9 protein-coding genes are annotated in these 11,303 nt (G+C 39.5%); 7 read left to right on the top strand and 2 right to left on the bottom strand.

Going from position 1 to position 11,303, the window contains the following annotated elements; translation table 11 throughout:
* Window positions 1-9: 9 nt before the first annotated feature.
* The 6 genes from IRY55_RS09040 (at window position 10) to IRY55_RS09015 (ending at window position 6,757) form a co-directional block, all read left to right on the top strand.
* Complete coding sequence (locus IRY55_RS09040) at window positions 10-1,152, top strand: VanZ family protein (protein ID WP_194562989.1); 1,143 nt, start codon at window positions 10-12, stop codon at window positions 1,150-1,152.
* On the top strand, window positions 1,149-1,514 hold the full coding sequence (locus IRY55_RS09035) for a YxeA family protein (RefSeq protein ID WP_194562988.1): 366 nt from the start codon (window positions 1,149-1,151) through the stop codon (window positions 1,512-1,514). Before IRY55_RS09040 ends, IRY55_RS09035 begins: the two co-directional genes overlap by 4 nt.
* Before the next feature lie 404 nt (window positions 1,515-1,918).
* The gene (locus tag IRY55_RS09030; RefSeq protein ID WP_408015159.1) at window positions 1,919-4,150 is read left to right on the top strand and encodes a ribonucleoside-diphosphate reductase subunit alpha; all 2,232 of its coding nucleotides are present in this window, start codon (window positions 1,919-1,921) and stop codon (window positions 4,148-4,150) included.
* Window positions 4,135-4,605, top strand: a complete 471-nt coding sequence (locus IRY55_RS09025; RefSeq protein WP_194562986.1) for a flavodoxin — start codon at window positions 4,135-4,137, stop codon at window positions 4,603-4,605. Before IRY55_RS09030 ends, IRY55_RS09025 begins: the two co-directional genes overlap by 16 nt.
* A 41-nt stretch (window positions 4,606-4,646) precedes the next feature.
* Window positions 4,647-5,687: a ribonucleotide-diphosphate reductase subunit beta gene (locus tag IRY55_RS09020; RefSeq protein ID WP_194562985.1), complete on the top strand. Its 1,041-nt coding sequence runs from the start codon at window positions 4,647-4,649 to the stop codon at window positions 5,685-5,687.
* Between the two features lie 104 nt (window positions 5,688-5,791).
* Window positions 5,792-6,757: a 2-hydroxyacid dehydrogenase gene (locus tag IRY55_RS09015; RefSeq protein ID WP_194562984.1), complete on the top strand. Its 966-nt coding sequence runs from the start codon at window positions 5,792-5,794 to the stop codon at window positions 6,755-6,757.
* 172 nt (window positions 6,758-6,929) lie between these two features.
* Here the strand turns inward: IRY55_RS09015 and IRY55_RS09010 are convergent, their stop codons facing one another.
* Complete coding sequence (locus IRY55_RS09010; protein ID WP_194562983.1) at window positions 6,930-8,378, bottom strand: DHA2 family efflux MFS transporter permease subunit; 1,449 nt, start codon at window positions 8,376-8,378, stop codon at window positions 6,930-6,932.
* A gap of 174 nt (window positions 8,379-8,552) precedes the next feature.
* On the opposite strand from IRY55_RS09010, the gene IRY55_RS09005 reads away from it, so the two are divergent.
* A complete protein-coding gene (locus IRY55_RS09005; RefSeq protein ID WP_194562982.1) occupies window positions 8,553-9,434 on the top strand; it encodes a TetR/AcrR family transcriptional regulator in 882 nt (293 codons plus the stop codon).
* A 62-nt stretch (window positions 9,435-9,496) separates the two neighbouring features.
* Here IRY55_RS09005 and IRY55_RS09000 read toward each other — a convergent pair whose 3' ends face one another.
* Window positions 9,497-11,125, bottom strand: coding sequence for a GGDEF domain-containing phosphodiesterase (locus IRY55_RS09000; protein WP_194562981.1), 1,629 nt, complete (start codon window positions 11,123-11,125; stop codon window positions 9,497-9,499).
* Window positions 11,126-11,303 lie beyond the last annotated feature (178 nt).

The following is an 11,303-nucleotide window of genomic DNA, read 5'->3' as shown; positions in this document are numbered from 1 at the left end:
TGAAGTGGAATGAGTGCATATGTAACGCCAATTGTATCGGCAATACTCGTATTTGCTGCAATTGCAATACTTGTAACCGTACCGTGGGCTGTTTATCAATATCGAAAATATGGGTATTACAGCTTTTGGAAGTCATTTATGCTCGCCACATTCATTTTTTACAGCTTAAGTGCGTTCTTCCTCGTTATTTTGCCATTACCTGAGTCTCGCATCAATTGCGTAGAGCGTTTGCCACTTGCTCATTATATGCAGACGACACCGTTTCAATTTATAGCGGATATTCAACGTGAGGCGACGATCAATTGGTCGTCTCTCGCTACATATAAACAATTAGCGAAAACGCCTGCTTTTTATCAATTAATTTTTAATGTTTTATTACTATTTCCACTCGGTGTGTACATTCGCTACATGTGGAAGCAAAAACGCAATGTATGGAGAGCGTTCGTTATCGGATTTTTCATCTCACTCTTTTTTGAAGTGACACAATTGACAGGACTGTATGGATTTTATACGTGTCCGTATCGATTGTTCGATGTCGATGATTTATTAGCGAATACGACAGGCGCAGTACTTGGATTCGCCTTAGCACCACTCTTTTTAATGTTTATTCCGTCAAAGTCTTCACTTCAAATTCGCGACGCCGCGATGTCCGAAAAACGTGAAGCGACACGAGGAGCAGAGTTGTTAGCTTTGTTCTTTGATATTATTGCTTCACAAGTAATTGCGGGTATGCTTGCTACTTTCGGTAATCAGCAATGGTTTGAGCAACAATTGTTATTTTTCGTCACATTATTTGTCATGATTGTAGTCATACCTCTTGTCAATCATGGACGCACGCTCGGAGCACTCGTTGTGAAGATACGATACGAAACGATTCAACGCACACTCGGAATCAGCTTACTGAAGCGTTATATTGCAATTGCATTGCCTTACATTTTAGGAATTATCTCGTCGATGACTGATGCCGCTGTTCCGAATGAAACGGGATGGACGCTCATCTTCTTAATCTCTCTCAATTTACTTTCTGTTTTTGTCACAGTAATCATCATCATACATCTCGTATGGCGTCTCTTACGTCGCACGAAGCCGTTTTATTTTGATCACTATAGTGGAACAGTAGCGTTGAGACAAGAAAGGATGAAAAAGAAATGAAAAAAATAGGATTATTCATAACGATTTTCGTTATTTTATTATTGAGTGTGTTATTTTATTTTTTACGTGGTACAAACTTGAATCGATTTGGTGCTGAACACTACTACATTCAAATTACAACGGATGGAGAAAGTGAAGTAACGGTGCTCGATAATGGTGAGAAAATGGAACGTTTCAGTTATCAATTGCCTGCTTACAATGATAAAGGCGATGTGAAAGAGATGACTTTTACAAGTCATAAAAACTTACGTCGCGACGCTTACTTACAATTGTTTTATAAGGAATCAAAAGGGGTAACCTCTTATGAAGAAGTACAAGAAGATGCCATTCCTGAAAAAGCCTTAAAACAATTAAAAAAGTAAAATGAGAAAGAATGACTAAATTGCAAGGTCGTCTTTGGCGAACTTGCAATTTTTTATTCGTTTAAACAAAAAACGAGCGCAAAAAAAAATAGGTGGTATAATAGAGTTTGCGCCCTAAGGAACGAGAACGGTTGTTCTTTTTGAAACTAGGAGAAATGGCTAAAAAGTGATACTCATTTCGACTGAAATTAAAAAATGGTATTTTATGTTGGTTGCAAATTGCGCGCCACTCTTCTACAATGAAAAAAGAATAAAACACAATATATCGTGGTATGTTTCTTGAATGACATACTATATCTTGTGTTTCGATGAAAAGAGCTTACTTTTGATTTCTTACAAAAATGGCTTTTTTTTAATTAGAAAAGCCGCTTTTATAAGAAAATCAAGTTTATATTTCAGGAGGAATGACGATGACGACGATGACAGAAAGACCTGTAATTCAAGCAATTTTAGACGATGCAATCGCACGTTATGGACAAGAAAAGGTGCAAGATTTATTGGATGCGAGTGAGCGTTGGTTAACACGCTACCCAGAACGATCAGATTCTGAGTGGGCGGATGCGATGGTACTGGACGTATTAAGCTTTATTGACGAAACAGCGCCACACTGGACATTTGTCGCTTCACGTATTTATGCGATTAAAATTTATGCGGATCAAAAACGTAAACGCGGAGTGGACGTCTATACAGATTTTGCGCAAAATGTACAGAAACTCGTAGACGCAGGTCTCTATTCTCCAGTATTAGTAGAAAAATACACGGCGGAAGAATTGGAAAAAGCAGGTACGTTCATCGAGAAAGAGCGCGATGAATTATTTACGTATATCGGGTTAAAAACATTTGTCGATCGTTACGTCGCAGTAGACTATTCGAAAGAACCTGTTGAATTGCCTCAGGAACGCTGGTTAGTGATCGCTTTAACATTGATGCAAGATGAAGCGAAAGAACGCCGTATGGAGTACGTACGTGAAGCATATTGGGCAATGAGCAGCTTGTACATGACAGTCGCGACACCAACATTAGCGAACGCAGGAAAAACGCATGGTCAATTATCATCATGCTTCATCGATACAGTAGATGACTCATTACAAGGCATTTATGATTCAAATACGGATGTTGCGAACTTATCGAAGTTCGGTGGCGGTATCGGTGTTTACATGGGGAAAGTACGTGCCCGCGGTTCAGCAATTCGTGGATTTAAAGGCGCATCATCAGGCGTTCTCCCTTGGATTAAACAATTGAACAATACAGCGGTATCTGTCGACCAACTCGGTCAGCGTCAAGGGGCAATCGCTGTTTATTTAGACGTATGGCACCGTGATATTTCAACATTCCTCGACTTAAAGTTAAATAATGGGGACGAGCGTTTACGTGCGCATGACATTTTCACAGGGGTTTGTATTCCAGACGTCTTCATGGAAGCAGTGGAAGCACGCGGAGAATGGCATTTATTCGACCCGCATGAAGTTCGCGAAGTGATGGGCTTCTCTTTAGAGGACTTTTATGATGAGAAGCGTGGAGAAGGTTCATTCCGTGAGAAGTATGCAGCGTGTGTTGCAAATGAAGAGTTGTCACGTGAAACCGTCCAAGCGATCGACATTATGAAACGCGTTATGCGTTCACAACTTGAAACAGGTACGCCATTCATGTTTTACCGTGACGAGGTGAACCGTGCAAACCCGAACAAACATGAAGGAATTATTTATTCTTCTAATCTCTGTACAGAGATTGCACAAAACATGAGCCCAACAACATTCGAGACGATGGAATTAGAGGATGATGTCATCGTCACACGCAAAAAGCCAGGCGATTTTGTCGTATGTAACTTATCTTCAATCAATTTAGGAAAAGCGGTTCCTGCAGATATTTTAGAACGCTTAATTCCGATTCAAGTTCGCATGTTAGACAATGTGATCGACTTAAATAAAATTCCAGTATTGCAGGCACGCCGCACGAATGAGCGCTACCGTGGAATTGGACTCGGTACATTCGGTTGGCACCATTTACTCGCATTGAAAGGTGTGCAATGGGAATCAGATGAAGCGGTGGAATATGCGGATGAACTTTATGAGAAAATCGCATATTTGACGATTGATGCATCATCGAAATTAGCGGAAGAAAAAGGGGCATATCCTTTATTTGAAGGTTCAGATTGGGAAACAGGTGAATATTTCGAACGCCGTCAATATGAATCAGATGAGTGGAACGAACTCCGTACAAAAGTGAAAGAGCGCGGTATGCGTAACGGATATTTAATGGCCGTTGCACCGAACTCATCAACGTCTGTTATCGCAGGATCAACAGCGTCGATTGACCCAATTTTCCAACCGTTCTTCCACGAAGAGAAGAAGAACTACCGTTTACCAGTAATTGCACCAGACTTAGACCACAATACGTACGACGTGTATCGTCGTTCAGCATATATTGTCGATCAACGTTGGAGCGTGAAGCAAAATGCTGCGCGTCAACGCCATATCGACCAAGCGATTTCGTTTAATATTTACGTGCCGAATACGATTCGTGCTTCTGTCTTATTAGGACTTCACTTACAAGCGTGGGATTCAGGAATGAAATCTACGTATTACACTCGTTCGACAGCGTCAAACATCGAGGAGTGTGAATGGTGTCATTCTTAATTACCTACATGTCGTGGAGTGGCAATACGAGAGAAGTAGCAGAGTTAATACGACGTCAATTGAATGAAGCTTCTATTGACGTCACTTTATATCGAATCGGTTCGAACGCCCCAATCCCTGAAGTGACAGCGTACGATGCTTTTATGCTCGGATCCTTCACTTGGGGAAAAGGGGATACACCTACAAAAGTGAAAAAATTTATCGCGCAAGTCGGATTTAAACCCGACCTCGTCTATATTTTCGGAACGGGGGATACACAATTTGGCGGTGATGATTTATTTTGCCATGCGGCGACAAAATTAGCGAAGTTTTATCACTCACCTTTGCCCCCTTTACGAATTGAACAAAGTCCAAGAGGACATCAAGAACAATTTGTACGAGCATGGACGGAGCGCGTCATTCAACATTTTCACAATTGGAAAAGAGACGAAAAAGCCTATGGGCCTACAGTTTAGGCAATAGGCTTTTTTCTATAAAGAAATAAAGGAGAATGAATATGACGACAATTTTAACGAAAGCAAAAGTGTTGGAGCCGATGGAGCCAAACCGCGCAACGAAGTTATTCGGTGGAGAAGCGAGCGGTATTTTGAACTGGAATGACATTAAATATCCTCACTTTTATGAAATTCGAGAAGAAATTCGTGCGCAATTTTGGATTGCTGCAGAAGTGGATATGACACCGGACGTGAAACAGTTCGCGACATTGACAGCTGCCGAGCAAGACGCTTATTTGAAAATTATCGGTTTATTGGCGACGCTCGATGCGCCACAAACAGATCTTGCGGCGAAACTAGCGGATTTCACCACCGATCCTTCTGTAAAATCGATTATGGCAACGGTTGCGGACCAAGAAAGTGAACATAACCATTCATACGCTTATGTATTATCGAGTGTCACCGACTTGAATGGGCAAATCGAAGCGTTCGAAATGGGACGCCGTGACCCTGTTTTATTAAAACGAAATGAGCGTATCGTAGAAATTTATAATGAATTTGCGGAAACACCGACGATTGAAACGGCATTGAAAGCGATGGTGTATACATCTTTATTAGAAGGGATGTATTTCTATAGTGCGTTCGCTTACTTCTACAACTTAGCTCGCCACAATAAAATGGTAGCGACAAGTACGATGATTAGTTTCATTAACCGTGACGAATTACAGCATGCGCGTTTCATTAGTGAATTGTTCCGTGCGACACTCGCTGAAAATCCAGAGTACAATAATGAACAATTTATTGAGTGGGTGTATGAACAATATCGCCATAATGTCGAGATGGAGAAAGAATGGGCGACATATGTCTTGTCGGATGTGGAAGGAATCGAAATGGATGATATGATTGGCTATATTAAATACCGTGCGAACAAAATGTTACGCATGATGGGCTTATCTGAAATTTATGAAGATTACTATGACAATCCGATGAAATGGATTCGTGCATATGTCGATAACTTTGACGGCGTTAAAACAGACTTCTTCGAACAAAAATCCCGTCAATATACGAAAACATCAGACTTAAACGGATTTGATGATTTATAATATATGAAAGTGTAGCGATTCGCTACACTTTTGTAGTTTTTGTGACAGGAATGTGAGAAACTAAAGAAGAGATTACAATATCGTTGGAAGGGGTTTGGACTAGTATGAAATCAATTATTTATGTAACACGTCAATTAGATGAATCGATCGTAGCGCCACTTCGCGCGAACCATGAAGTCATTCAATGCGACATTCACAACATTACAGGTACACCTATTGAGGAAGCGCTTCAATACGGTGAACGTGTCGTAGCACTTTGGACGGCGCTTAGTGATCAAGTGACGAGTGAAGTAATGGACGCTTTACCGAACTTGAAAGTCGTTGCTAACATGGCGGTCGGTTACAATAATATCGATATTGCTGCGGCAAATGAGCGTGGCATTACGGTGACGAATACACCTGGTGTTCTTTCTGATACGACAGCAGACCTCGCATTCGGCTTATTAATGTCAACAGCACGTATGTTGCCACAAGCGGAGAAATCACTACGCGCAGGTGAGTGGAGCACATGGGAGCCATTCGGCTATGCAGGGATGGATATTCACGGAGCGTCGATTGGAATTATCGGAATGGGACGTATCGGAGAAGCGTTAGCACGTCGTGCATACGGATTTGATATGGATATTTCTTATCACAACCGTACACGTAAAGAAGAAGCGGAGAAAAAATATGATTTAACATATCGTTCACTTGAAGACCTATTGAAAACGTGTCAATTTATCGCAATATTTGCGCCACTTACAGAGGAGACGAATGGACTTCTCGGACGCGAAGAACTTGCATTATTACGTCCAGATGCAATCGTCATTAACGCAGCTCGTGGAGAAATTATTGACGAAGATGCATTGTATGACGTATTAAAAGAAGGTAAAATTTTTGGAGCAGGTCTCGACGTCTATTCACAAGAACCAATTGATCCAAACCATAAATTATTAACATTGCCGAACGTTGTTGCATTGCCACATATCGGAAGTGCATCAATCGCAACACGTACGAAAATGGCAGAGATGAACGTAGAAGCGATTCTTGCTGTGTTAAATGGAGAAACTCCAGAAAACATCGTACAATAATTTAAAGCATAGACTTATTTGAACGAGAGTACTGAAAAAAATAAGGCATTTTCTATTCGTTTTTGAATGGAAAATGCCTTTTTCTTTACGTATATTTTACTCTTTTACGTTTAGTTGGAGCCATGAACGCGGAAAGTGTCCACCAGAATTAATTCCGACATCGAAAAAATTTTTAAGAAGTTGGAACACGTTTGACAAAAAATGTGAGGAGTAGGGCGAGTGCGGCGATGACGGTCGATAAGAAGAATGTATGATTAATTCCGCTTAATGTCGCTTCTTGCGCAATTTGGAACATCATTTGAGAAGCTTCTGTCGGATCGCTCGGAATCATCGCTGTACTTTGCAATTCTGTCATTTTTGTTTGCGTATGTTTCGTCGTAATTGTCAATAAAATCGCTGAACCAATCGCACCGGATACTTGTTGTAACGTATTATTTATAGCGGTACCGTGCGGGTTAGATTCCATCGGTAATTGATTCAATCCATTCGTCATAATGGGCATCATCACCATAGACATCCCGAACATGCGAGCCGTGTAGACAGCCATAATATAATAATAACCATCATCAAAGCCGAGTCGGCTCAATAAAAATGTTGTTAAAACCGTGATGGTTAAACCTGTTAGAGCTAAAGCTTTCGGGCCGTATTTATCAAACAATTTTCCGGTAATCGGCGACATGATCCCCATTATAATAGCGCCAGGTAGCATGAGAATTCCAGATTCAAATGGTGAAATGCCACGAATGTTTTGGACGTAAAGTGGTGTTAAAATCATCGCGGAGAACATGGAAACGGAAATGACAACTGAAATGACAGATGACAAAGCGAACATCGGATAGCGATAAATGCGCAAGTCAAGTAAAGGTTCTGTCATACGTAATTGGCGAATGATAAATATTGTGAGTGCAATCGAACCAATTGCAATCGTTCCGTACACAGACCAATGTGTCCATCCATTTTCGCCAGCTGCACTGAATCCGTATAAAATACCACCGAATCCGATAGACGATAACATTAATGAGAAGATGTCTAATTGAACATGTTTTGTTTCCATAACATTTTTTAACTTGAAAATTGCAACGAGTAAAATAAAGATTGCGAAAGGTAATACAATACCAAAAAGTGTACGCCATGAGTAATGTTCAATTACCCATCCTGATAATGTCGGTCCAATGGCTGGTGCTGTAATCATCACTAGCCCGAACACACCCATCGCACTTCCGCGTTTTTCAATGGGGAAGGTGACGAGCATAATATTCATTAAAAGTGGCATCATAAGAGCAGAGCCTGCCGCCTGTAACATTCTTCCTGCGACAAGTAACAAAAATGTCGGTGCAACCATTGCGAGCGCCGTACCAGCGGTGAAAAATGCCATAGCGCTAATGAATAGTGCACGGTTTGTAAAACGTTGTACAAAAAAAGCGCTCGCAGGAATTAAAATTCCATTTACGAGCATAAATCCTGTCGTCAACCACTGAGCAGTTGAAATTTCGACAGAAAACTCTTCCATAATCGTTGGGATTGCGATATTTAATAACGTATTATTTAAAAAAGCAATAAATGCACCGAAGAATAAAATGGCGATCATTCCATACGGAATGCGTTTTTGTTGATCTTTCATAAAGAACCTCCGAAACTATAGTATATTATTTGTACTCCAAGTTCACTTAGAACATTCTACCGAGTTTAAATGGACAATTCAACAAAAATGTACCGACCTCCAAAAAAATTGGACAAACAGTATAAATTCGATTAAATTAAATGAAAGAAACAGGTGGAAGAGAGAAGGGGAATTATGAAAGATCGCAAAAGACATGTTTTGCGTGTTGCGCAAAGATTATTTATCGAACAAGGTTTTCCAGCAACATCCATTCAACATATTTTAGACGAAGCGAACATTTCGAAAGGAACGTTTTATAATTATTTTAAATCGAAAGACGACTGCTTGAAGGCGATTTTGCAAAAGTCATATGAAGAAGCAGTGATGTTACGCAGTGAATTGTTAACAGAGCAAAATAAAAAAGACCCGTCCATTTTTGCTGAACAAGTTGCGTTACGTCTTGTCATAAATCGGGAAGATAATTTGTTGCCTTTGTACGAAGCGGTGTTTTATTCAGGTAATCGTGAGCTCATGTCTTTCTTAGAAGCTCATTTTAAAGAAGAATTATTATGGATTGCAGAACGTTTAATCGATATACATGGAGAGGAAATTCGACCGTATGCGCCAGATTTATCCATCATGTTTACAGGAATGATTCAGCAATATTTGAATTTTTCAAGGCCACATAATTACGAAGTGATCGATGCGCGAGCTCTAGTTTCCTATTTAGTAAAGATTATTGATTATCTTGTTGCTCCTATCATTCAGGATCAGTTCGCATTTGTGGGGAGTTCCATTTTTCAGCGTTTTGATATTCCGACTTCCGATGTTACGGTTACATCGGAAGAGTTGATTGAAGAGTTGAGACAATTTCAACGAGAATGTCTTGATTTGAGTAAGATGCAATTAGAATACTTCTCTTTTCTTATAGAAGAGTTGCAACGAACTCCATTAAGACCGACTTTACTCAATACGATTTTAAGAGAATTTCGAGCGAGCTTTATGAATACGCGTTGGGAATCTGAAGCAAAAGTGTTGAGTACGATGATTTGGAAATATATCGCTCAAGAAAAATAATAAGAAATAAAATAAACGAGCAGAAGGGAAATTCCTTTCTGCTCGTTTATCTTTTCTTTCGATTATAAAGCTTCAGGTTGGGCAATATAATACCCTTGAACGCCATCAATTTGTAGTTTTTTTAGCATTTCGAATTGGCCTTCTTGTTCTACACCTTCCGCAACGACATAAAGATCGAGCGAGTGGCAAAGACGAATGAGTCCTTCGACAAGCTTTGTCGTTTGTGGATGAGTGACGAGAGATTGTATATACGTTTTATCGATTTTCACAATTGAAATCGGCAAGGATTGCAAAAATCGGAAGGAAGCATAGCCTGTGCCGAAGTCATCGAGGGCGAATGTCATACCGAGTTGTTGTAACTGTTGCATTTGACGTGTAATCGATTGTTGTTCTTCCGCCTGGAAAGCAAATTTTTCAGTGATTTCAATTTGAATTGCGTTTGCTGGACAATCATATTCGTTCAAAATGGCTTGCAATGTCACACTATGATTATCTTTCATAAACTCACGAATAGAGGAATTGATGGCTACTTGAAAAGTAGGCTCAGACTTAATTCGCTCTGCTGCAAATTTCACGACGGTGCGGAAGAGAAAATCACCAATTTCATGAATTAATCCACTTTCTTCAGAGATTGGAATGAGTTCGTCTGGTTTAACTTCACCTAAAACTTCGTCATTCCAACGAATTAATGCCTCATACACATTTTTTTCTCCTGTATGTAAGTTCAATTGGGGTTGGTACACGACTGATAATTCCTCATTCTGAATCGCTAAGGGGAGGCGCTCATTGATCAATGCATAACGATCAATTTTTTTATGTTGTTCTGTCGTTAGTGATAAAATATCTCCTCCACCTGATCGCATGATTGCTTGTGTCGCTTCACGTGCTGCGAGAAGAAGACGTTCGTATGTTTGTTGGTCTTCTGGGAACTTAGCGATACCTCCACTGACGGTTAGTTTAATTTGATAATGTTCAATATGGATCGGTTGTTGCTCTAAAAAATTCATAAAGCTTTGAATGAACCAATCCGCATGTGGCGTTAAAATTACGAATTCGTACTTATTAATACGAGCGATGGGACTATCTTGAAAAAATCGTTGCAAACGATTCGCAAATTGTTGAATAATTTTTAGGTCCAGCTTCGCTTTATTATCTTGGTCATCAAAAATATAATAATCTAAATTAATATGAACGAATGAAAAATGAAGGTTTTCTTTAATGCGCTCTGTCGTTAGCATTTCAAGTTTGTAACGGCTCATTAAGCCCGTTTCAAAGTCGATAAAAGCAATGCGTTCTAACTTTTCTTGTAACGCCATATCTTCTGTCATATCTAATTGCAAAAACAATACTTCTTTTAATTGTTCGCTTTCAAATATAGGAGTGGCCAACATGTTAACATAGTAAGATTTTCCTTTTCTACTCATTTTTTTCACTTGGCCAAAGTAATTGCGCCCTGCTTGTACAGTTTCCCAAATGAGGTCAGCAATTTTTTGATCCTCTTTAGAAGGGTCGAACATTTGCCAAATTGATTTCCCGAGTACTCGTTTCGGTGTCCATTCACTCACTTGAAGAAAGTTTTGATTTGTATACGTAATGAAGCCTTCAGAATCAGTCTTAAATACCATGACATGTTCATCTAAACTATCCATTAAACAAGAAAAGTATAGTTCTGTTCTCGTTGTTTCCTTCATAATAAATAACTCCTTTAATCTCTTTTCTCTCTAATCCCTAACTATTATACTATTATATGCGATTGTCATTATAAAATCAGTAAAAAAGACTCTTAAAAAGATTCTAAATTAATGGATAATACATGACTAAAATACGATGTCTTCTTAAATATTATCAGTTTATCATAAAAAAATAAAA

This window comes from Savagea serpentis (assembly GCF_015351395.1).
GTDB classification, from domain to species: domain Bacteria; phylum Bacillota; class Bacilli; order Bacillales_A; family Planococcaceae; genus Savagea; species Savagea serpentis.
The sequence above is the reverse complement of the archived record's forward strand: the minus strand, read 5'-3'. Positions and strand labels throughout refer to the sequence as shown.

Bases quoted from the DNA above. Each gene is read 5' to 3' on its own strand.
- IRY55_RS09035 (WP_194562988.1), top strand. From the start codon at position 1,149: ATGAAAAAAATAGGATTATTCATAACGATTTTCGTTATTTTATTATTG.
- IRY55_RS09000 (WP_194562981.1), bottom strand. From the start codon at position 11,125: ATGAAGGAAACAACGAGAACAGAACTATACTTTTCTTGTTTAATGGAT.
- IRY55_RS09030 (WP_408015159.1), top strand. From the start codon at position 1,919: ATGACGATGACGACGATGACAGAAAGACCTGTAATTCAAGCAATTTTA.
- IRY55_RS09020 (WP_194562985.1), top strand. From the start codon at position 4,647: ATGACGACAATTTTAACGAAAGCAAAAGTGTTGGAGCCGATGGAGCCA.
- IRY55_RS09040 (WP_194562989.1), top strand. From the start codon at position 10: ATGAGTGCATATGTAACGCCAATTGTATCGGCAATACTCGTATTTGCT.
- IRY55_RS09010 (WP_194562983.1), bottom strand. From the start codon at position 8,378: ATGAAAGATCAACAAAAACGCATTCCGTATGGAATGATCGCCATTTTA.
- IRY55_RS09025 (WP_194562986.1), top strand. From the start codon at position 4,135: ATGGTGTCATTCTTAATTACCTACATGTCGTGGAGTGGCAATACGAGA.
- IRY55_RS09005 (WP_194562982.1), top strand. From the start codon at position 8,553: ATGAAAGATCGCAAAAGACATGTTTTGCGTGTTGCGCAAAGATTATTT.
- IRY55_RS09015 (WP_194562984.1), top strand. From the start codon at position 5,792: ATGAAATCAATTATTTATGTAACACGTCAATTAGATGAATCGATCGTA.